General features: G+C 38.5%; 20 protein-coding genes and 14 tRNA genes. 27 read left to right on the top strand and 7 right to left on the bottom strand.

Annotated features, from left to right (window positions below; translation table 11 throughout):
- Positions 1-18: 18 nt before the first annotated feature.
- On the bottom strand, positions 19-879 hold the full coding sequence (gene ant(6), locus ACFSTH_RS01310) for an aminoglycoside 6-adenylyltransferase (protein WP_377775544.1): 861 nt from the start codon (positions 877-879) through the stop codon (positions 19-21).
- 110 nt (positions 880-989) lie between these two features.
- On the opposite strand from ant(6), the gene gshAB reads away from it, so the two are divergent.
- Positions 990-3,374, top strand: a complete 2,385-nt coding sequence (gshAB, locus tag ACFSTH_RS01315) for a bifunctional glutamate--cysteine ligase GshA/glutathione synthetase GshB (RefSeq protein WP_377775546.1) — start codon at positions 990-992, stop codon at positions 3,372-3,374.
- Between the two features lie 47 nt (positions 3,375-3,421).
- Positions 3,422-3,847, top strand: a complete 426-nt coding sequence (locus ACFSTH_RS01320) for a DUF1801 domain-containing protein (RefSeq protein ID WP_377775548.1) — start codon at positions 3,422-3,424, stop codon at positions 3,845-3,847.
- An 83-nt stretch (positions 3,848-3,930) separates the two neighbouring features.
- On the opposite strand, the gene ACFSTH_RS01325 is transcribed toward ACFSTH_RS01320, so the two are convergent.
- Together ACFSTH_RS01325 and ACFSTH_RS01330 are read right to left on the bottom strand one after the other, a co-directional pair.
- Complete coding sequence (locus ACFSTH_RS01325) at positions 3,931-4,617, bottom strand: HAD family hydrolase (RefSeq protein ID WP_377775550.1); 687 nt, start codon at positions 4,615-4,617, stop codon at positions 3,931-3,933.
- Position 4,618: 1 nt separating this feature from the next.
- Positions 4,619-5,518, bottom strand: coding sequence for a helix-turn-helix domain-containing protein (locus tag ACFSTH_RS01330; RefSeq protein WP_377775552.1), 900 nt, complete (start codon positions 5,516-5,518; stop codon positions 4,619-4,621).
- Between the two features lie 229 nt (positions 5,519-5,747).
- Here ACFSTH_RS01330 and ACFSTH_RS01335 point away from each other — a divergent pair, with 229 nt between their 5' ends.
- The 17 genes from ACFSTH_RS01335 to ACFSTH_RS01415 all read left to right on the top strand — a co-directional run bounded on the left by ACFSTH_RS01335 (position 5,748) and on the right by ACFSTH_RS01415 (position 9,929).
- Entirely contained in the window at positions 5,748-6,521 is a 774-nt protein-coding gene (locus ACFSTH_RS01335) for a phytanoyl-CoA dioxygenase family protein (protein WP_377775554.1), read from the top strand.
- Positions 6,522-6,695: 174 nt separating this feature from the next.
- Entirely contained in the window at positions 6,696-7,340 is a 645-nt protein-coding gene (locus ACFSTH_RS01340) for a stalk domain-containing protein (protein ID WP_377775556.1), read from the top strand.
- A gap of 288 nt (positions 7,341-7,628) precedes the next feature.
- Positions 7,629-7,704, top strand: a tRNA-Val gene (locus ACFSTH_RS01345).
- 32 nt (positions 7,705-7,736) lie between these two features.
- Positions 7,737-7,813 (top strand) — tRNA-Met (locus tag ACFSTH_RS01350).
- Between the two features lie 45 nt (positions 7,814-7,858).
- Positions 7,859-7,935, top strand: a tRNA-Met gene (locus ACFSTH_RS01355).
- 34 nt (positions 7,936-7,969) lie between these two features.
- Positions 7,970-8,046: transfer RNA gene (locus ACFSTH_RS01360), tRNA-Asp, on the top strand.
- A 30-nt stretch (positions 8,047-8,076) separates the two neighbouring features.
- A tRNA-Phe gene (locus tag ACFSTH_RS01365) sits at positions 8,077-8,152 on the top strand.
- Between the two features lie 44 nt (positions 8,153-8,196).
- Positions 8,197-8,272: transfer RNA gene (locus ACFSTH_RS01370), tRNA-Thr, on the top strand.
- Between the two features lie 5 nt (positions 8,273-8,277).
- A tRNA-Tyr gene (locus tag ACFSTH_RS01375) sits at positions 8,278-8,361 on the top strand.
- An 8-nt stretch (positions 8,362-8,369) separates the two neighbouring features.
- Positions 8,370-8,443 (top strand) — tRNA-Trp (locus ACFSTH_RS01380).
- A gap of 48 nt (positions 8,444-8,491) precedes the next feature.
- Positions 8,492-8,567: transfer RNA gene (locus tag ACFSTH_RS01385), tRNA-His, on the top strand.
- A 68-nt stretch (positions 8,568-8,635) separates the two neighbouring features.
- Positions 8,636-8,710: transfer RNA gene (locus ACFSTH_RS01390), tRNA-Gln, on the top strand.
- 3 nt (positions 8,711-8,713) lie between these two features.
- Positions 8,714-8,788: transfer RNA gene (locus tag ACFSTH_RS01395), tRNA-Gly, on the top strand.
- 5 nt (positions 8,789-8,793) lie between these two features.
- Positions 8,794-8,868, top strand: a tRNA-Cys gene (locus ACFSTH_RS01400).
- Between the two features lie 16 nt (positions 8,869-8,884).
- A tRNA-Arg gene (locus ACFSTH_RS01405) sits at positions 8,885-8,961 on the top strand.
- Between the two features lie 47 nt (positions 8,962-9,008).
- Positions 9,009-9,090, top strand: a tRNA-Leu gene (locus ACFSTH_RS01410).
- A gap of 476 nt (positions 9,091-9,566) precedes the next feature.
- Positions 9,567-9,929, top strand: a complete 363-nt coding sequence (locus ACFSTH_RS01415; protein WP_377775558.1) for a hypothetical protein — start codon at positions 9,567-9,569, stop codon at positions 9,927-9,929.
- 551 nt (positions 9,930-10,480) lie between these two features.
- Here ACFSTH_RS01415 and ACFSTH_RS01420 read toward each other — a convergent pair.
- The 3 genes from ACFSTH_RS01420 to ACFSTH_RS01430 form a co-directional block, all read right to left on the bottom strand.
- Entirely contained in the window at positions 10,481-11,167 is a 687-nt protein-coding gene (locus tag ACFSTH_RS01420; protein WP_377793575.1) for a fumarylacetoacetate hydrolase family protein, read from the bottom strand.
- Between the two features lie 618 nt (positions 11,168-11,785).
- Positions 11,786-12,523, bottom strand: coding sequence for an aspartate/glutamate racemase family protein (locus ACFSTH_RS01425; RefSeq protein ID WP_377775562.1), 738 nt, complete (start codon positions 12,521-12,523; stop codon positions 11,786-11,788).
- Positions 12,520-14,949, bottom strand: coding sequence for a YheC/YheD family protein (locus ACFSTH_RS01430; RefSeq protein WP_377775564.1), 2,430 nt, complete (start codon positions 14,947-14,949; stop codon positions 12,520-12,522). The genes ACFSTH_RS01425 and ACFSTH_RS01430 overlap by 4 nt, the downstream gene beginning before the upstream one ends.
- A 269-nt stretch (positions 14,950-15,218) precedes the next feature.
- Between ACFSTH_RS01430 and ACFSTH_RS01435 the strand changes: the two genes are divergently transcribed.
- A complete protein-coding gene (locus ACFSTH_RS01435; protein ID WP_377775566.1) occupies positions 15,219-15,377 on the top strand; it encodes a VanZ family protein in 159 nt (52 codons plus the stop codon).
- 320 nt (positions 15,378-15,697) lie between these two features.
- Here ACFSTH_RS01435 and ACFSTH_RS01440 read toward each other — a convergent pair whose 3' ends face one another.
- The gene (locus tag ACFSTH_RS01440; RefSeq protein ID WP_377775568.1) at positions 15,698-16,369 is read right to left on the bottom strand and encodes an HAD family hydrolase; all 672 of its coding nucleotides are present in this window, start codon (positions 16,367-16,369) and stop codon (positions 15,698-15,700) included.
- A gap of 175 nt (positions 16,370-16,544) precedes the next feature.
- On the opposite strand from ACFSTH_RS01440, the gene ACFSTH_RS01445 reads away from it, so the two are divergent.
- The 7 genes from ACFSTH_RS01445 to ACFSTH_RS01475 all read left to right on the top strand — a co-directional run bounded on the left by ACFSTH_RS01445 (position 16,545) and on the right by ACFSTH_RS01475 (position 22,056).
- A complete protein-coding gene (locus ACFSTH_RS01445; protein WP_377775570.1) occupies positions 16,545-16,742 on the top strand; it encodes a hypothetical protein in 198 nt (65 codons plus the stop codon).
- On the top strand, positions 16,739-16,864 hold the full coding sequence (locus ACFSTH_RS01450) for a hypothetical protein (protein ID WP_377775572.1): 126 nt from the start codon (positions 16,739-16,741) through the stop codon (positions 16,862-16,864). The genes ACFSTH_RS01445 and ACFSTH_RS01450 overlap by 4 nt, the downstream gene beginning before the upstream one ends.
- Before the next feature lie 236 nt (positions 16,865-17,100).
- The gene (locus ACFSTH_RS01455; protein WP_377775574.1) at positions 17,101-17,637 is read left to right on the top strand and encodes an RNA polymerase sigma factor; all 537 of its coding nucleotides are present in this window, start codon (positions 17,101-17,103) and stop codon (positions 17,635-17,637) included.
- Complete coding sequence (locus ACFSTH_RS01460; protein ID WP_377775576.1) at positions 17,624-19,060, top strand: hypothetical protein; 1,437 nt, start codon at positions 17,624-17,626, stop codon at positions 19,058-19,060. Before ACFSTH_RS01455 ends, ACFSTH_RS01460 begins: the two co-directional genes overlap by 14 nt.
- Positions 19,061-19,332: 272 nt before the next feature.
- Positions 19,333-20,208 (top strand): M15 family metallopeptidase, encoded by an 876-nt coding sequence (locus ACFSTH_RS01465; protein WP_377775578.1) that lies wholly within the window; start codon positions 19,333-19,335, stop codon positions 20,206-20,208.
- Positions 20,209-20,282: 74 nt separating this feature from the next.
- On the top strand, positions 20,283-20,978 hold the full coding sequence (locus ACFSTH_RS01470; RefSeq protein WP_377775759.1) for a response regulator transcription factor: 696 nt from the start codon (positions 20,283-20,285) through the stop codon (positions 20,976-20,978).
- Positions 20,971-22,056 (top strand): sensor histidine kinase, encoded by a 1,086-nt coding sequence (locus tag ACFSTH_RS01475; protein WP_377775580.1) that lies wholly within the window; start codon positions 20,971-20,973, stop codon positions 22,054-22,056. Before ACFSTH_RS01470 ends, ACFSTH_RS01475 begins: the two co-directional genes overlap by 8 nt.
- Positions 22,057-22,073: the final 17 nt, after the last annotated feature.

Here is a 22,073-nt window from a genome sequence, read left to right on the forward strand (position 1 = left end):
GTATAGATCGAGCAGTTATTATGAAATCGAGTCAGAAAAATAAATTCGCTTGGTGTAAGCAGTAATTTTTGAATCATAATTTGGATACGGATAGTTAAAATCAGTTGCTACAACTAAAGAATATTGACGAAATAATTCATAACAAGTAAATAAGGATTGCCATACCTGTTCTATCGTACCATTCTCATAAGTCGTTAATAATAAGTTCCAATCTTCTTTCTGCATAAATTGATCTATAAACTTGTAATTTTTACCTATGCTAAATGTGAATCCTCGTTCGCAGCCGATATGCCAACCGATCATTCGTAACAAGTTAGGGCGAGCTATTTCGTGCAAATGGTCTATAGCGAATAATAATTCACCCCGAGCAAGCCCTTTGACGACATAGGTGGAAACGAACCAAAATTCATTACAACAATCATCGAATTGTCTAGCAGTGGGCGGTTTGATCCAATATTGTTGATCGGTCGCTACTATAGGCTGACGTATAAGATTATCTTTATCGAGTAACACCTCCACTAATCCGTCACTTTCGGCAAAGTATCGGTCTACTTCATCTAGTGGAATTAACGTCAAATCGAGTTTAACGCCATCGGCAAATATAATGAGATACGAGAACCAATTCCCTAGCTCTGGTAGGAACAACTCCATATCTTCAGGTTTTTGCATCATCAATCGTTCACCAAATGGATGAAGCCAATCGTCATCTTGTTGGAAGCTAACAAGATCGGTAACAAAAAAGCTAACATCATAATCTTGCCAGCCATCTTTTGTAATTTGTTTATTCGTACGTGATCCTTCCAAAGTAACTAGTCTAATCCGTTGCTCTGACTGAGCAAACTGTAGTAGCATCTGCATTATTTCTTGTTCGCTTCGCAAGATCATTCACTCCTTGTCTATACTGTAATCATAGCTCTTTTCGGATAGTGGTGGTATGATAAATGATGTAGTTATCATACTTTATTATACAAGAAAAGGAAGCCTCGAAAATGAGTTTATTGCATAAAACCAATCTTCAATTACTATTGGATTTATCTTTGAATAAAGCAGTTTTTGATGGAGAATTTGGATTGGAAAAAGAAAACGTGCGTGTCGATCGGCATGGGAGACTTGCACTTACCCCTCATCCGTCCGCTTTTGGCGAGAAATTAAACAATCCATATATACAAACTGATTTTTCGGAAAGCCAAGTGGAGATGATTACGCCGGTATTTACTTCGATCACCGAAACACATCAATTTATGGAATCCATTCATGATATTGTAACGTTAGAATTGGAAGAACAGCAAGAGTTGCTGTGGCCAAGTAGTAATCCGCCGATGTTGCCACAGGAACAAGATATTCCGATTGCACAAATGAATAACGCTGTAGCGGATGAATATCGTCATGAACTAGCTAATAAGTATGGGCGAAAACGACAGTTATTAAGCGGTATCCATTACAACTTCTCCTTTACTGATACTTTTCTAAACCAATTATATAAACTAAATCAGCAAACAGATGATGGACAGCGATTTGAGCTGAGTAGTTCTTCGGAATCATTTGCTACATTCAAAGATTTTAAAGATGCTGTTTATTTCAAAGTAGCCCGTAATTTATTGAAGTGGCGCTGGATACTAATTTATTTGACAGGGGCAAGCCCTATATTTGATAAAAGTTATATGAAGCACTGTGTGGAAAAAGGAATGTCTATCGATCATAAAAGTTATTTTTTCCCCAATATGAGCTCTTTGCGCAATAGTACGTGTGGTTATCGCAATCAAAGTAACTTTCAGGTTTCCTATCAATCTGTTCAGCAGTATGTGCAAGATTTGCAGCAGTTGATAGATGAACGAGAGCTGATGAATGCGATGGAGTTTTATTCACCAGTACGTATGAAAACAGCAGATGGAAGTGATCCGCTTCAAGCACTATTAAACGATGGGGTAGCTTATTTAGAATTACGGTTTATCGATCTTAACCCACTAGAAAAAATCGGAATTAGTGAAGAAACGATGCATTTCATTCATTTATTTTTGATCTATATGTTACTGAAACAAGATGAACCTTTTGGTGTGAGAGAACAACGATTGGCAGATTTGAATCATGATCGGATGAATTCAGAAGGGTTAGACGGATTACTACATACGACTAGCCAAGAGCAGATCACATTACGAGAAGCAGCACTAGTTTTTATGGACGAAATAACAACGATGGTTGAATTACTTGCTCCGGATAAAGAGCGGTACATTTCCATTATTGCGAACGAGCGACAGAAGATGGCACAACCAGAATTAGTAATCGCAGAATTAGTGAAGGATGGCGTTCATCGTTCAGATTATATTAGTTACCATTTGGCGAAAGCAGAAAAATATGCACAGCAAAGCATTGCTACCGGTTATCGGTTCCAAGGTTATGAAGACTTAGAGCTATCAACTCAGCTATTATTAAAAGCGGCTGTTAAACGGGGCATCCGATTCGAATTATTAGATCGCAAAGATAACTTTGTCCGTTTGATGAAGGACGAACAGGTCGAATATGTGAAGCAAGCGACGAAAACATCGTTAGATACATATAGTACGGTGCTGATGATGGAAAATAAAATAGTGACGAAAATTGTTCTTGCTGAACATGGTATTCGTGTACCGATTGGGGAAGATTATACGAGTTTAGCTACGACGAAAGAAGCGTATAACAAATATCGAGAGCAGCAAATAGTAATAAAACCGAAATTGACAAACTTTGGTTTAGGTATTACCATTTTGAATTATAATTATAGTGAAGCGGAACTAAATCGAGCTTTTGAAATTGCATTTGAGCATGATGATACTGTATTGTTAGAACCGTTTATGACAGGCAAAGAATATCGTTTTCTCGTGATGGGCGATGAAGTTGTTGGTATATTACACAGGGTTCCGGCGAACGTAGTAGGCGATGGGAAACTGACGATTACACAATTAGTACAGGAAAAAAACAAAGATCCGCTCCGAGGACAAGGCTATGTAACACCGTTAGAACAGATTAAACTGGGTGAAGCAGAAGTTACCGTACTCGCTAGTCAACAAAAAAGTATTGATTATATACCGAATGCTGGTGAAATTATTTATTTGCGAGAAAACTCCAACATTAGTACCGGCGGAGATAGTATCGATTATACAGACGATATACCGGATAGCTACAAACAGATTGCAATTCGAGCCGCTCACGCGGTAGATGCTACATTTTGTGGAGTAGACATGATGATTGACGATATTGGGGTAGTGGCAAACGATCATAATTATAGTATTATTGAAATTAATTTTAACCCTGCCATTCATATTCATTGTTATCCTTATCAAGGGAAAAATAGAAAAGCAAATGAGAAAATATTAGATCTGTTATTTGATGAAAAATAGATGTTACTATTTGGTATAATGATAGAAACTTGAAGTGGGGGATTGCGATGGCCTATGAAGCAAAAATGCAAGAAAATGATAACAGTGTCATTGAGTTTATCGAAGCGATTGAACATCCGAGAAAACGAGCGGATGCTTATAAGTTGCTAGATATATTTACAGAAACGACAGGCTACCCAGCAAAAATGTGGGGACCTAGCATTATTGGCTTCGGTTCTTATCATTATAAGTATGCTACAGGGCATGAAGGCGATGCACCACTCGCTGGATTTTCACCACGCAAAGCTAAAATTAGTTTATATTTTGACAGTGGAGAAGCAGATCGTGCAAATCTATTATCAAAATTAGGCAAACATACCGCAGCCAAAGCCTGTGTATATGTAAATAAGTTAGATGATATTGATCTTGAAGTATTACAACAAATGATCGTTCAATCGATTACTGTTTTGCGTGAAACGTATCCTGAAGTGTAAAAAAAATTATAAAACGGGGAAATCTTCGGATTTCTCCGTTTTTTTGTCGTGGTTTGATGGTCAGATTGTATTTTATATTGTTGTTAGCGACCATGAACTGTTCTATTAGATAACACAAAAGGAATAATTTCTTCTAAATCATCGATGATTGCATCAGCTTCCACGTTTGTAACAGTTGCGACATGTGGGCTTCTTTTCCAAATAGCTTGCATTCCGACTGCTTGACTGGCACGTATATCATTAATAGGGTGATCTCCAACAAATATAGCTTGCTCCGGTGATGATTTCAGTTTAGATAATGCCCGAATAAAAATTGCTGGATCTGGTTTTCGTAATCCTACCCAGTCTGAAATGAGTATTTCATCGAATAAATGTTCAATCTGCAACCCTTTTAAATTGTTAAATTGAAATTGTCCCCAACCATTGGATACAAGTGCTAACTTCATACGATGTTTTTTTAATTGCATCAGCGTACTTAATAAGTTTGGAAATCCGATACAATATTTTTGAAAGTTATCTATGTAATCATTTAATAATAGTGACCAATCTATATGTTTAATCGAAAAATCATGTATCATTTGTTGATATACTTTATCTTTCCATACATAGCCGTTATCATCTAACGTAATAAATCGCTGAATGAATAAGTCTTTTTCAATCGCATGAAAAACAGAGAATCGTTCGTACTGATCACTAAGAAATGTTAGTAATGAAGCTTCACGATCAAGCAATGTTCCATCCAAATCAAAAAGAACAGCTTTAATAGTCAAATTAATCGGTCCTCTCCTTATATTCCCTGCGATATTTTCCTGGTGGCATACCATAGTGGTTAGCAAAAACTTTAGTCAAATAGTGTACTGATTCAAAACCTGTTTGCACTGCAATTTCTTTAATAGAAAGATCGCTCTGCAATAGCAGCTGCTCTGCTTTATGTAGTCGAACAGTAGTGACATATTGTCGGAATGTTAAGTTGCTCTTTTCAGAAAAGATTCTGGACAAAGTTCGTTCGGATAGATGTAAATATTGTGCGATTTTTGAAAAGGTTAGAGGTTGAGACAGGTTGTCGTTAATAAATGTTTTCGCTTGTTGAAGTAGTCGATCAGCATCGGTGTTAACGGTAATAGCACGTTCATTTGTTTCCACAGATGGAAGAAAGCTTTTAATTAGTGTCGTCAAAAATATAGTTGCCAGCGGTTGCAAAACAGTTGTTAGACCATTTAGTTGATCTGCTTGGTGTAGTAATGTTTGCCACATTAAAGCGGTTGGGGTATGAGATGCATCTGCTATATAAATCAGATCTGTTTTACATAATTGATCGTATTGTTGTATAGCTGCTGGAGACGAACGATCTTTATTCATTTCGAAACAAACCCAAGCTAACTGCAAGTCTTTTCCATCACGTATTCTGTGCCACACATGTGGTCTCGAGCAAAATAATACTCCCGATTTTAGCGGATATTGCTTATGTTCGTCCTCATATATACCTTCCCCACTAAATACATAACACACCTCAAAAAAAGAATGTTTATGTGTCTGATTATCGTGATGATTAACTTGCGCATACCAACTGTGAACATGATAAAAATGGTCTTCGGTTTGTGATGTCGTAATCTGATTCAAATAGTGTAGGGCAGCTGCAATATGATGCAGTTGTAAGAGGATAACGGTCACCTACTTTTAGGAAATGTATACTCCCAATATAACATATCGTAGTTTGAAATAATAAAAGAAAATTGAAGTTTGGCGTAAAAGTACAAAGACTTGGCGCACAAACATAAATACGTTTTTCGGAAAACAAACTATATTTAGTAATAAGATTCACTGTTAGATCATTATAATAACGAGTTATAAAACGAGCATTATGGGATGTCATTAATGAGTATGTAAGGAGTGGGTGGGTATGATAAATCATGTAGATGCGGAATTTTACAAAGAAAATGGTTATTTGTTAGTAAAGAATGTGTTCTCGCCAGTTGAAGTGGAAGAAATGAAAGAAGCGGTGGAACGGATTATTCATAAAGCAGCCAAAAGTAAGTTTGATAGTAATTCTGCATGGGGAGGAGATTATTTGCCGCCAGAAGAATTGAAAAAACTAGTGTTAAAAGGATTTCATGATGTTCATTATCATGAGGCAGCTTTTACAAGAGCAATCGTGCATCCGAATATGGTGGAAATCTTAAGTCAATTAATCGGTCCTAACGTACAAGTGCATCATAGTAAAATGTTAGTAAAGCCACCGGAAAGAGGAGCTGCATTTCCAATGCATCAAGATTATCCTTACTTTCCACATGAACAACACTCGATGCTGGCAGCTAGCATTCATATAGATAACGCTACGTTAGAAAATGGTTGTATCCAAGTCGTACCTGGTTCTCATAAAGAAGGAACACTACCGCATGTTGGCTCTTATTACTTAGATCATCGTGAATATCCGATTAGTATGGGAACACCTTGCGAAGCGGAAGCGGGAGATGTATTATTTTTCAATTATTTGACGATTCACGGTTCAGACCGTAACGAAAGTGATCGCCCACGTCGTAACGTACTAGTTCAATATCGTGATCCAAGCGATCCACCAACGAAAAATGTCCACGTCAACTGGGGGCAGGGGCTGATGGTTTGTGGAGAAAATCCAGTTTACAAACCTTACTTACCGGATCAAATGATTAACTAGTGTTATGAGTATAAATGAATACGACAAGGTACGGTTTGAAATAACGAGCGGGTCGAAAGACTCGCTTTTTTGTATCGTTCAATATCATTGTAAAAACTGTAAATATATGATAGATTATTGACGTATGGTAGATAGATTAGAAAAATATTAGTGTGAACAGAAGGAGAGAGAAGCGTGAAGCAAAGCTACAAAGTATTAACCATTATTATTACGTGTTTATTACTGATTTCATCGACTGCATCAGCACACTCAGGAAGATTAGACGCTAATGGCGGGCATAATTGCTCCGAGAAATCAAAGCAAAAAGGGTTATGTACAGGCTATCATTATCATCGAGGAGAAAAGGCACAACCAAAAGCTACAAAACCAAGTAAGAAAAGTAATCAATCGAACAAGTCAAAGCAACAGTCAAGTAGCAGTAAGAGTAAAAAGTCCTCGCAGCAAACTGCCACAAGTAAACAAACGAAATCAGCTAAGCAAACGAAGCAAACAAAACCAATCTACCAGACTAGTAAGTTGAAATTATTTTATAATGGAAAGGTGCAGAAACTACAATCGCCAGCAGTGGACTTGAAAGGTATTACTTATTATCCGATTCGAGAAATATCTGAAATCATAGGTGCAACACTAACTGTAGACAAAAGCAATAGCAAATTAAGTGTAAACAAAGAGCAACTAACTGTTGTATTAGATGATAAGAAAAGCAATATTATTGTAGTCGATGGGAAAAAGTATGCACCAATTAGAACAATTGTAGAAAAGTTGGGAATCACAGTAAGTTACAAAAAAGAAACAGCAACAATTCATTTAAACGACTAATATATAGAGAGAAACATCGTCGTAACAGATAAGTATCGTTTCCACGGTGTTTCTATTTTTGTCTCAATAAAGTTATATATATAAAAATTCACTAAAAAATGATTGAAAATAGTTAAATATGAATTCACCTGTTGAAAAGAGTTGGAAAATGTTATAAGCTATTTATACACTGTTTTTTAGCACTTTTTATATAGAACTATTGTTTTTAGATTTTTTTTAAAAAAAGGTCGCTAATAAGTGTTGCAAATTAGTTGGAGTGTGTGTTATATTATAAGAGTTGCTTAACACGGAGGCTTAGCTCAGCTGGGAGAGCATCTGCCTTACAAGCAGAGGGTCAGCGGTTCGATCCCGTTAGCCTCCACCATAATTATTATATAATAGTATTCCTTTTAATGTCGCGGGGTGGAGCAGCACGGTAGCTCGTCGGGCTCATAACCCGAAGGCCACAGGTTCAAATCCTGTCCCCGCAACCAATAAAATATGTTTTATCTGATGGAATGTTTAGACCCTTTTAATGTCGCGGGGTGGAGCAGCACGGTAGCTCGTCGGGCTCATAATCCGAAGGTCACAGGTTCAAATCCTGTCCCCGCAACCAATAAAATCAGTATTAACTTGAGTAATACATATGTGGAGCTGTGGTGTAGAGGCCTAACATGCCTGCCTGTCACGCAGGAGACCGCGGGTTCGAATCCCGTCAGCTCCGCCATTATTTAAACAAAAAACTCAGTATAACTGAGGCTCGATAGCTCAGTCGGTAGAGCAGAGGACTGAAAATCCTCGTGTCGGCGGTTCGATTCCGTCTCGAGCCACCACTTCGGGAAAGACAGCTTGAAGGAACAGTAAGTATGGATGATATGCCGTTGTAGCTCAACTGGTAGAGCAACTGACTTGTAATCAGTAGGTTGGGGGTTCAAGTCCTCTCGACGGCACCAGATGTGGAGGATTAGCGAAGTGGCCAAACGCGGGAGACTGTAAATCTCTTCCTAACGGTTCGGTGGTTCGAATCCATCATCCTCCACCACTATCTTTAGGGGCATAGTTTAAAGGTAGAACAAAGGTCTCCAAAACCTTTGGTGTGGGTTCGATTCCTGCTGCCCCTGCCAGTATAGTAAGTGGTATGGTAACAATTAAGTATTGAAGTGTATTTTATGGCGATCGTGGCGAAGGGGTTAACGCACCGGTTTGTGGATCCGGCATTCGGGGGTTCAAGTCCCCTCGGTCGCCCCATATAAACAAATGAGCATCATCACATATAGCATTATAGAACAAGGATAATCATCCTGCATATATTATAATGGGGATTAGCCAAGCGGTAAGGCAACGGACTTTGACTCCGTCATTCTCAGGTTCGATCCCTGAATCCCCAGCCATTTGCGGAAGTGGCTCAGCGGTAGAGCATCGCCTTGCCAAGGCGAGGGTCGCGGGTTCGATCCCCGTCTTCCGCTCCATATACGGCGCCATAGCCAAGTGGTAAGGCAAAGCTCTGCAAAAGCTTTATTCCCCAGTTCAAATCTGGGTGGCGCCTCCATTAGATTACTTTATATGCGCCCTTAGCTCAGCTGGATAGAGCGTTTGACTACGAATCAAAAGGTCGGGAGTTCGAATCTCTTAGGGCGTGCCATTTTACTTTTGCAAATCTGTAAGAAAAGTTGTATAATCTAATATTATGCCGGTGTGGCGGAATGGCAGACGCGTTCGACTCAAAATCGAATGGGAAACCGTGGAGGTTCGAGTCCTCTCACCGGTACCACTTAAAATCAATGGTTCATCAGATAATTTATCTGATGGGCTTTTTTTATTTTATAGCCAAAATCCCACTCATCGTCTGTGCTGAAGACACTTTGGAACTGTACTCCAAATGAGAATACTCGCACTCCTATAGCATCAACATAGATATAACCAAGATAATCCTTACAATATGATTCCTTGCCTCTTTGACGGTCTGCTTCCTGTTGCTGCTTCATTTGTAACAGAAGGTCATAAAAGCCGTCCACAAGAGGCAGAGTTCGAAGACTTGCCTTATTCTTTGTTCGATCTTTTTCAATCGTGATAAGCTTCCCATTCAGTGAGCCAGAAGTGACGGTATATGACTTCGATATATCAGTTCCCGATGTAAGGATTAGTTATCCTTACATCGGGATTACAGTAGCTTTTATTGATACCTACTGTTGCATTTCATTTTCCATCGATGGTAACCTTGTTCTGGTTATATTAAGGAGGGGTATTTTGATATCTTTAAGGAAATTTCTAGGATTTATTTTTACTACTTCGTTAATTGGAATATTTCTTACTGTTTTTTTTGCGATAACAGAAGGCTCAAGTTTCTTAGCTATTGGAGTTCTTTTTACAGGTGCTTTTCCATTTGTACTTCTAATTGGGGTACCTGTATCTTTCTTATCTGATTATCTATCAAAAAATCTAAAAGGAATACAAAGAAATATAGTGGCATTACTTATTCATAGTATATTTGGTTTAATAGCCGGATTAGTGATTTCTAACTTATTTGAGAGTTTATTTCTTGTTGGAGTAGCAATAATAGCCGCACTTATATTCTGGTTAGTTGACGAAATTTTGAGGAAGAAAATTTAATGACCTGTTCTTCAACTATTGGGTATTTTAGATCAACAAAACAGCGACAGTCTAAGACTTTATTTTCTCGTTCAGAGCTCCTACCTGTGGAAACATGGGTGTCAGTCTAAAACTCTCTAGCAAACAGTTCATGTAAAGAAAGTTATAGAACTTTGTTAGATAACCTAATTTTTTCTTGGACCAATCTCTTGCGATGGTCTTCTCTTCAGACAGGTGATTAAGAAACGAGCTACCCTGTTCTATGGTTAAGCCATATTGCTCCTTTTTTTCAATCTCCGTAAAACCATCATCTTCTTGTTCTATTCTTTCTCTTATGTAATTTAAGAACTGTACTGAAATGTCAATACAGTCTTAAACAATTATTATAAGGGATGTAATTTAGTATGAGGCCTTGTTGTTTCAAAACTCTATTTGTGGGCATTAGCTCAATCATATCTATTTTCGTCCCATGATCAGCTCTGCTTGCTTTAATATATCGTTCTCCATAAGCAAACGTTTATTTTCCTTACGCAATCGAGCTAATTCGTTTTTTTCTTCTGAACCAAGACCATTTAGGCGTTCATTTTAATTTGCAGCGGACCGAAGCTGATTTCATCATTTTCCTCTGCGGACATTCGCATTTCCAAACGATCGCCATCCTGTACCGCTCCAACGCCGGCCGGCGTTCCAGTGTAAATGATGTCGCCCTTATCAAGGCCAAACTGCTCGCCAATATAGGCTATCAGCCGCCTAAGCGGAAAAATCATCTGTTGCGGGCTGCCGGACTGAACAACTTCTCCATTTTTGAGCAGGCTGAACCGGAGCTTTTCAAAGCTGGTCTCACTGCCGAATGACTGGAATGCGCCTAACACGGCTGAGTGTTTGAAACCTTTGGACAGCAGCCAGGGATGCCGCTTTTCTTTTAAATCCGATTGCACATCCCGGGCTGTCCAGTCAATCCCGAGAGTGACAGCGTCGATCATCCGGTCGAGCGGCTTGCCTCGCTCATAGGATGATGCTATATGTACAACCAGTTCAAGCTCATAATGCATTTCGCCGATGTTTCCTGGCAGGTGTAATGTACCGGCAGCCGGATGCAGGGCGTGGGTCGGTTTGGAAAAAATGATGGGGGTCTCTGGAATATCGTTGCCGAGTTCTTTGGCATGCTGCGCATAATTGCGCCCGACACAATAAATATTTTTAATCGTATCAAATGATGGCAAACAGATCATCTCCTTTCGGTTCTTTCGGTTCTTCATTAAGTATACTCGTTTTGCGGGATGGACAAAATAACGACTTTTTACTGCGGCCAGCTTTGTCCATTGAAAAGGTAAAATCGCCATGTTAATATGCCTGAATATTATGACGGGCTGTTGGTTTGAAATCGATTAGCTGAGCGGGATTCAATGAATCAACACATTAAGGTCAGTCGTCGATTCTGACGCACCGAAGGCTATCTTCACTCGCCAAGAACAAAAGCACTGGTACAATTGGAGATTGTCTCCGGTGGAAGTATGTATCAATTATTTTAAATTTATGAGAATAAAGAAACTTATTTAAAAGCAGTCATTAAGGCACGGTGACTAATCACGGACAATAGCAATTAATTTGGATAACATAAAAAAACTCCTATCCCCAAGCTACCATTGTTAGAACATGCTACCGCAATGTTTCTAAAAAAACAATCATTTGAGGCAGAACTGAGGAAGGAGGATTCATCAATACCAAATGCTTATTCATTAGGAGAGCATACCTTTCATATGAAATGATCAGGAATAATTCATTTGCCTAAAATTGGATTAAAATGATCAAGTTTTTGGTGTTAAAAGTACTACGCAGTCAACAGAATATTAACAACACATCTAGATATGTGAAAATTAAGTTGACAAGGAGAGTTCGACAGCTTTCCTGGCTAAAAGCAATGAAGGATCGATGAACTCAAAATCATGATCTAAGTGAGTGAGAATTAACGGGATCTCGGTGCAACCTGCTATTGCTGTATGGACACTTTTCTTCTTATACTCGTTTAACATATCTCTTAGGTCAATTATCCCGTTATAGAGTGAATTTGAATTGGTTTTGATCATATGAATAATGTGTTGTATTAGTACCTGCTCGTTCGGAGCAGGTAGTAGAAGCTGAACAGGCAGTTTACTGAAAGCTTGCTGATAAAGTCCGCTACGAAGTGTTGTTTCCGTGGCAATTAATAAAATTTTTTCTAGATCATGACGAAGCTGTATATTCTCAATAGTACATGCAACGATGCTATAGATGGGAATCGATATAGATTGCTGAAGTTCATCAAGCCAATAATGGGCTGAATGACACGGTATCATAATGTAATCAGCGCCTCCCTGTTCAAGCGTAACAGCAGTGCGAATTAACTCAGGTAGAGGACTGGGATTTTCAGGTTTGAAAGCATCTATCCTTGAAGGAATTTTAGGATTATTATAAACGAGCATACGAAGATGATCTTGTTCAGTTATTACCCGAGTTTGCTCAATAATCTTGGACATAAAATCCACTGTGGCCTTAGGACCCATCCCCCCCAGTATACCAACCACTTTATCCATTTTTTGAATGTTTTGTTGTGAACCATGCATGATTTGATTCATAGCTCAGACTCACCACCATACGGTGTGAAACCAGCAAGGTACTTGGCATATTCCCATGGTGTTGCAACGATATACGGCAATACTTCTCTTTCATCATCCGTTCGCAATTGTTTGATTTCAGTAGCATAGTTCAATTGAGGTTCCAATATTCGAATGTTTAGACTTTTATCAACAATTAAATCAATCGCCGCATCACCGAGTAATTTGTGTGTTGGCTCTAATGCATGCAGCAATCGTATTCCTGACGAAGTCATTTCGTTAATGATAGTTGCTATTTGCTCATCATTGAGTAGGTAGAGCTCCTTCAAAACCGCTTTTCCGGGCATTATCTTCTGTCTGTATTTTGAATTGGCAATAATACTTCCTTTGATTCCTATCTTGCTTTCCAAACCTGAAAACTTCCATTTACCAGTTCGATCCTTCTGAATATATATCCGAAAATCCACTTTACCAATATCAAATTCCGAAGAAATACCTTCTTGGATGATATACGTTCTTTTACTCAATAATTGATTTTTAACCAAGGTACTCAACTTATTTGTTGAGTCCACTGTCCATTCTTTCCCATATTCATTCTTCAACCTGTAACCACCATCAACTACCCATATAGTAAATATTCCAGCCCCACCGGCTAGAGTAATAGGTTTCAAATATACCCACTTGTATTGATCCAGCATTTTGAACAAAGTTGACATTCCTGAATATTTCACTGTTGCTGGCAAATACTTTTTAATTTCTGGAATTTTTGAGCAGGTGTTCCAAAGTTCCCACTTATCTGTGTTACTATACGGATTATTAAATATTTTATTTCCCAAGCGGTGCATTAAACGTTTGCTCGTGCCTGGTAATAATGGAACCCGATTGAACATGGCCGTTGGATAAGGAAAGATCCCTTCCACAAAAACATGTTTTTGTGGATCATAATATTTCCCTATTACTGTATTTGATTGAGATTTGTTTTGACTGGCTCTGAACATAAACAAGAGACCTTTTATTTTGTCATAGTTTTCCATACGCAAAAGTTGCAGATTGGGCTCTTTATAGTATTTTTCCAATACGTTAATACCAATTACTGGTCCAAGATGCAAGTGGTCTTCCATGAAATAATGATCATATGGTAAATCAGGGATTGTGAAATCATTCCAGCATGTTCTTGGAATAAACAATACATCCTCAGGAATCTCTTCATCCTTTCTCAATCGCAACTTTGCCATATGTTGTCCGAAGTGCAAGGTCAAACCGGAATGAATATTGTCCAAACGTTCAAACGTTCGTGGGTGGATTAGCACCTCGTCATGCTCCAGGTGATCGGCTAGATGGACAAAGCAACGAAACCAACTTTTAATAAAGTCGATCGTGAGACTCATTTTCATTGATGCAGATCCTTTAACCAAAATGACGCTGTTATCAGCTATTTCATTTAACAATACTTCGTGCAGCAAATCACGGTTCTCGAAATAATGAATCCTGTCAGCAGAAAAACCTGATGCAATTGCTCCTTCTTTTATCCAGCTAGTTTCAACTCCATAAGTGTATATATCGGAAATTTGTTTTTCTGTTATATACTTACCAATTTCTAAATGGGCATCTTTCGTATATTCACCTAACTCCAACATGCTTCCCAAGACAACAACTTTCTTTTTATTCTTTCCAAATCGTACCAGAACATCTATAGCAGATTTGACTGACTCAGGATTAGCATTTACAGTATCATCAATTAACAATATTTCTGATCTAAGTTTTATTATGTTGAGACGTTTGATGGGAGGTTCAAAATTCTTCAGCCCCTGTGTTATTTCTGGAATAGTAAAACCGAGTTGGTGCGCAATCGTTATTGCAAACAAGGCATTATATACATTATGAAGTCCGTAGGTTGGTATATTAAATATTACCTTTGAATTGTCCAGATTCATTGTGAATTCGATACCATCCTCTACATCTCGAATTTCAGTCGCTGTATAATCCGCTGATTTATGGATTCCGATTTTTAACACTTTCCCAAGATGCTTAGAAGTATCAATCCATTCTGAATTATTATCATCACTGTTTATAAGAACAAGACCATCTTTTTTCATATATTGCAACAGGATAGATTTACTTTCTGCAATGGAGCGAGCACTATTACCCAGATTGCCAATGTGTGCCGAACCAATATTGGTAAAAACAACGATGTCTGGCTGAATGTATCGACCATGTCGATGCCCGGCTCCTGGTCTACCCATGCCCAGTTCCAGTAATATAGCTTGATGCTTAGATTTTCGTTGCTGCAATGTAGATTTGATATGAAGCGGTAAATTTTTATTTCCGGTTGTTTGTAAAATGTTCCACCTTGTTTCTAATATAGACGCCAGCATGTTCTTCACTGTTGTTTTTCCATTGCTTCCAGTAATAACAATTTCCGGGGTATTTCTATTGATGTCTAACATCTCACATATCCCTTCAATCTATTGTATTTTGCTATTATCATATGGAAGGTAGTTGAAATGTTCCTCTGGTTTTCGCCTAAAATTATTGCCTAATTAGGAGCGGTAGCGAGTTCAAAAATTAAAAGTTGTCTGAAAGTATCAAGAAGGGGGAGGATGGCGTATGAAACTTAAGAAAATGTTGAAAGACATTAAAATCCTAGTATTGTTTACCCTATATATCTATGCGTTAGTTAAGATTATTTTCACTTTCATTAGGTTTAAGTCTAAGCTTGGAAAGCGCGCAGGCGTTATTCTCTATTGGAAGTTTTGATGTCGATGATCTCATATTAAATTCAAGTGGGGGCTTGATTGGTTTTGTTATTTTAAAAATATTTGCTAAATTAAGTCCTAAATCAAATGTAATCCAAGCAAGAGGGAAGCCCATCTGATGGGTAGGAAGCTAGCGGACATTGCGGATGTATATTTGGAAGTGATGGAAACGGGTAAAACTCGGTATACGCTAAGTTCCGAACGGTATGCTTGGTAGTGTGGGAGGGCGGCGGAACAAATAATGTTCAGCCGCCTACCCGATTTGTGCTCTAGTATTATTGTCTAAAAATCAACCGATTAGTCGAACTGAGATGGCAGTTATAATCAGCAGAACATTGAAGCTGACCAATGAACAGAATACAGCTTGGTATGGTCTATTAGTTTTTCAAACAAACAGCATATGTTTTTTCTGAGCAGACTTTGTTGACTTGTATTAAGCTTAAGCGTTCGAGCGTGAAACATGAGTGATAACATCTTCTAAAGACATCTCTTCCATCGAAGTTAACCGCAGTAGATGAGGTCCAAAAGTAAGATGCTCAGTCATAGCATTCGGCACAATGACAGTGTGTAGTCCAGCTGCATGAGCTGCCTTAGCGCCATTAGCTGAGTCTTCAAAGGCAATTGTCTCATTCGGCGAAAGATCAAGTTGTTCTAAAGCTAACAGATATAAAGCTGGATCAGGCTTAACCTTTTCTACAAAGTCAGCTGTACATACACAGGAGAAGTACTTAGCAATTTGATGCTCATTGAGGAATCTAGTAACCCATTCAAGATGAGAACTGGATGCGATACCAAGCTTCAAACCCATTTTAGTTGCTGTATCCAAATAGGAGAGAACACCTGGACGAAGTGTCCGATCTTGCATGATCCGAGCATGTTGTTCGGCAGATTGGCGCTTAATCTCTTCGACATCCAAGTTTTGATCGGTAATCTCCAGCAAATAGTGATACGGATTAAACCCCCTGTCCAAACTAGTGCCAATGCATTGCGAATAAAGATCAAACGGCAGCTCCGCATTATGTTTTTCATAAACATGGCAAAGAGACTCATACCAAACACTTTCCGTATCAATCACAAGACCATCAAAATCAAAAATGAGTCCTTTAATCATAAGCTCACCTCTAAGTCGTATTTGTCAGTCAACTAGTATTCTATCATATTGTTTATAAAAATTTTAAAAGCACCCTACTTTTTATTTAACTAGTTTCCTTTATTCTCAGTATGTGTAAGGAAAAGGAGGGCGCTAGATGAAGAACTATTTTATTTGATTATCAGGAGAAATGATTATGAGTATAATTAATGAAAAAAGATATGGTGGTTTTGATGGATTCAGATTGATTGCCGCTATTCTCGTAATTGCTAATCATACATCACCGATTTGGTCTTATGATGTGCTGGGTGATTTTATTCTGACAAGATTTATTTCTAGGGTGACGGTTCCGTTTTTCTTTAACGTATATGGAGAGGGGATAGCAATAAGATGAAGGATGCAAAGACAGTATTAGCAGTTAAAAATTTGACGAAAATATACGAGCAAGATGCTAATAAAGTGGTAGTACTAGATCATGTTAATAAATCTAAAGGTGATTTGAATGGCTGGGTGTAGCTAATAATGAGCAGTTGCGCTCACTTCATAGTTTGGTTAGAGAATAGCATGAAATAGATATGTACGTTAGTAGTAACGAGTAACCTGAAAGACAAGCATTTCACAAGATGCTTGTTCTTCGGGTTTTTTTGATCTATGCTGCTAGATAAACAATATAACAAAATAAATGTCACAAAACCGTACGTGGACTTGTTATAAGGGGACAGTCGACTGATAAACAATAGTGGGGTGAGCTTATGGATCAAACAAACCTTGGCCAAAGGTTTGTTAATGGCGGAGAAGAAGAGCTGGAGGAAGTAATTCAGTTCTATGGTGAAAAACTTCTTCGCTATGCAACAGCAATAATATGTGATTATCATGAAGCAGAAAACATAGTTCAAGAGGTCTTTTTTGCCGCTTATCAAAATCGAGCAACCTTTGATGGCAGTAATCTATCTGCTTGGTTGTACAAAATAACATATCATCGTAGTTTAAACCAACAAAAAAAACGAAAGATTTTATTTTATGAAGCAATTCATCGTGTAGAAGATTCACAACAGTCTGATCAAGGACTAAGTGACGAGACGCTTCGTGCTTTGCAGAAACTTAAACCAAAGGAAAGAGCCATATTATATGGTCGGGTGATCGAGGAGAACAGCTACGAAGAATTAGCATTACTGACAGGAAGTTCTCCGGCTACTTTAAGGAAGCGATACGAGCGAGCGAAACATAAATTAGCGAAATACTTACATGTGGAACATAGTAGGAGGGAGTCTAGCTATGGAGGAGTTTGATCATGAAAAACAACAAATTTATAATATGCTTTCTCATATTACAGTAGATTCGAGTAAACTGACAGATCAGGTGAAAAGTAGATTACGTGAGGAAGGTGTGCAAAGAACTGCTTTGCATCGCAGACGTTGGACTAAACCAGCGATTGCAGCTGTTATGTTGGCAGTTGTATTAGTGATGGGTACAGCGGCTGTAGCATTAGGAAATTTCGATTGGTTTTTGGAACGGTTTAAGCCTTCTTTTGGAGAGATCATAGCCCCGGTTCAAGTATCAAGTGAAAATCAGGGAATTGAAATGGAAGTAATCGGAGCGCGGAAATATGATAATAAGGCAATCGTATACTTATCTTTGCAGGACATTACTGGTCAAAAGCGGCTGACGGAACAAACGGATTTTCGAGACGGTTTCAGTGTGAAAGTAGGTCAGCCAACCAAGAATGCTAGTACAGTGGGGAATGAGACTGGAACATCAAGCATATCTTGGCAAAAAAAAGTGCTTTATTTTAATGAAGAAACAAATAAAATTTATTATGAGTTTCAAATAACGTCAGCGTCTAATAGCCCGCTCCAAGATCCATTAGAGTTAGGCAGCTTCCTTATCTATTTCGATCAAACAGACTATATAGATGAACCGATAGATCTGTCGCTTGCTGCAATTGGAAAAACGGAAAGTACACCGATAGAAGAAAAGCATATTAGAGGTGGAATGAACATGCCAGACGATCGATCATCGATAAAAGAGGCGCTTACGCCTGGGAATTATGTTGCCATGCCACATGGGGCAAAGGAGCAATGGGTTTCCAATATCGGTATAATAGATGGAAAACTGCATGTCCAAATAGGTACGATTTTTAATAAGGAGTTCGGGCCTAGTGATGCTGCGCTTATGCTGAAAAGCTCTGACGGTAGTACAATAGATCCTGATTATAGTTTGGTATTATATAGTGATGAAAAAAACAATCTACTTGATTTTGAAAAGAATGACTATACTGATGTCGTGTATAAGTACGAAGAATTTATATTTACAATAAATAGAGAGGATCTTAACAAATATACTCTATCGTATACTGGTTCTGTTTATGCTGGAGCGGAAGGAAGCTGGCAAGTGGCGTCTAGTGTAAGTGATACGGACAACTTAGTTACGTTAGAAAATGATATTGCCATTGAAGGTTATCTCTTCGAATATATAACATTGAGTCCGCTAGGGGTACAAGTCATTGGTAGTTATGAACGAGCAGATGATAGCGTCTTCGATATGATTCTTGCAGTTGAAACGAAGAATGGTCTGATTGAATTAGAAGATGCTGGGGGAAGCCAAAACTCTGAAAACCAGACATTTGAAGCGAATTGGAATACGAAACAACCTCTCGTTGTCGGCGAAGCAACAGCGCTCATTGTAAATGGCACCCGGATAGTAGTTGAGTAACAAGAAAATATTTTAGTTGATTATAGGAAGAGCAGTTTGATCTGAATGGTGGATCAAACTGCTTTTTTAAGTTTCATTAAAAATAAAAATTCCACTTCATTATCTAAGCAGCTCAAGTTGGTTGGGTCATTCGTCACTTTTGCAAGTGACAGTTTGGGCAAGAAAAGCTGCATTCCGTCAGCTATTTAAGAAAAGTTTTATATTTGACCTACTTTTTATTTAAACAGTTTTCTCTACACTGAGTATGCGAAGTACAAAGGAGGAAACGGTATATGAAAAAGAGGTTTTTTTTGCTTATCATCCTTTTGCTGTGCGGTTATTTCGTTGTTCAGGAGATAACTCAGGATCCCCTGAAGAAGTTAGATATCCGAGAAGGACTAGCAGATGAAAAAGCACTAGAAGGGGAGTATCGAACTATAGTAATTTCAAAGGATCAGGTCTATAAAGGTGATCTGTTACTGGTGAACAGAGAGTATCCTGTTCAGCAAGAAGCCATCAAATCCGATGTCGTTTCACTGTATCAGAATGAAGATTTGGTACAGGGATACCGGTTGCAGGATGACACTATTCAGGTGTCGGAGAGCATGGGACGGGTATTTGTAGAAATGGTTCAAGCTGCGCAAAAAGATAATATTAACAACTTTATTATCAACAGCGGATTTCGAAGTATGGAAGAACAGGAGCGACTCTTTAGTGAAATGACTCCGGGGATTGCCATGGCAGCGGGCTTTAGCGAACATAATCTAGGTCTAGCTCTCGATATAGGGTCCACCACAATGAAGATAGAACATGCACCCGAAGGTAAATGGCTGGAGAAAAATTCTTGGAAGTATGGATTTATTTTGCGCTATCCGAAGGACAAGACAGAAATTACGGGCACCATGTTTGAACCGTGGCATTACCGATACGTAGGATTGCCGCATAGTGCGATAAGTAAGAAGAAGAACTTTTCCCTAGAAGAATATCTCGCTTACCTGAGAGAGCAAAAGAAGCTTGTTGTTCCTTTTGATGGGGAAACATATGAGATATACTATTATCCCATTTCCGAAGTGATAACTATTGATGTGCCAATTAATAAAAACTATCAGATTTCAGGAGACAATATGGGTGGAGTGATTGTGACCATTTCTTCTGACAAGCTAGTGTAGGAGTATAAGTGATGTGAGGTATATCTGCTATACTGGTGGAAATGCTAAATATATAATTTGCGATGGAGGAAATGATGAACCAAATAACGATATTGATTGCGGACGACGAGGCGGAGATTGCTGAATTGATTGCGTTACATGTAAAAAAAGAAGGTTACAACTATATCATCGCATCCAATGGAAAGGCAGCCCTCCAGGCGGTTCAGACGCATTCGATTGATTTGGCTGTACTAGATATTATGATGCCCGAACTCAACGGATATGAAGTGACTCAGTTAATTCGCGAGCAGTACAACATGCCAATCATCTTTTTGAGTGCCAAGACTTCTGATCTCAATAAGATCTCCGGGCTTGTCATGGGTGCAGATGATTATATAACAAAGCCGTTCAATCCGATGGAATTGATGGCGCGTATAAATGCTCAACTGCGACGATACAAGCAACTGAATCAATCGGTAGAAACAGACAAAAAGGTAATTGAAGCTGGGGCGCTGATTATTTATCCAGATCAACGTAGGGTTAGCCTGTACGAGGAAACGATCGAACTTACGCCTAAGGAATTTGATATTTTATACCTATTGGCCAGTTATCCCAAAAAGGTGTTTAGTGCTGAGGCAATTTTTCGGAATGTCTGGGGCGAGGCGTATTATGATGGCTCTAATACGGTCATGGTGCATATTAGAACCTTGCGAAAAAAACTTGGTGAAGAAAAAGCGAAGAACAAACTGATCAAAACTGTTTGGGGGGTGGGATATTCATTCCATGGCTAAAATGATTCGAAGCTTTCGAAGTAAAATGATTTTATTATTCGGTTTAAGCATGCTATTTTCTGGTACCATTACTTATTCCATTTATAAAATTCTTCAACTCTATTACTATACGACCAAATACGAAAATCCATTGACTCAAATGCGATATTTCATGAGAGAAGTAGGGGATATTAATTTCTTTTTGCTTATTTTTATTCCTCTCTCCATTTTGTTTTTCTTCCTTCTCACCAAAAGATACTCCACTTATTTTCATGAAATTTCCAATGGAATCAATCAGCTTGCCAATGGTAATTTTAACAGCCATGTAGCTATTCCATCGAAAGATGAGTTCGGAGATATTGCAAGAGATATTAATTTGGCGAGTGAGAAATTGCAGGAAGCATTGGAAAGGGGTGACTTTGCAGAAAGTAGTAAGGACCAGTTGATTTTAAATCTGGCGCATGATTTACGCACACCACTTACTTCCGTTTTGGGTTATTTGGATTTTATTTTGAAGGATAAACAATTGACACCAGATCAAATCAATCAATATGCTACTATTGCTTTTGACAAGTCTCAACGATTGGAAAAGTTGATTGACGAGCTATTTGAATTTGCTAGAATGAACTACGGCAGGCTTGTCCTTGAAAAAAAACCAATTGATCTAAGCGAGCTTCTCATTCAATTAACCGAGGAGTTTTATCCTGTTTTTGAGAAAAATCATGTAATAATGCGCATGGATGTTCAGCCAGGTATCCTAATTTTAGGAGATGGAGATTTGTTGGCGCGCGTCTTTGGGAATCTGCTGACGAATGCCGTTAACTATGGTAAAAAAGGCAGATTTATTGATATTCATTGCTATCCGAATGGAGAGAATGTGGTGGTTAAGGTCATCAATTATGGAGAACCGATCCCCTCGGAAGAGCAGCCGCATCTATTCGATATGTTCTATACTGGTGATCAAGCACGAACGTATCATGAGGGCAGCACTGGTCTTGGCTTGTTTATTGCCAAAAATATTGTTGAACAGCATCAAGGCTCCATCACAGCTCAAAGCAGTTTAAGCAGTACCTGCTTCGAAGTTTATTTCCCGCAATAATTCGTCTGAATACCTTG

Origin of the sequence: Paenibacillus yanchengensis (assembly GCF_042684845.1) — a bacterium.
Taxonomy (GTDB): Bacteria; Bacillota; Bacilli; order Paenibacillales; family Paenibacillaceae; genus Pristimantibacillus; species Pristimantibacillus yanchengensis.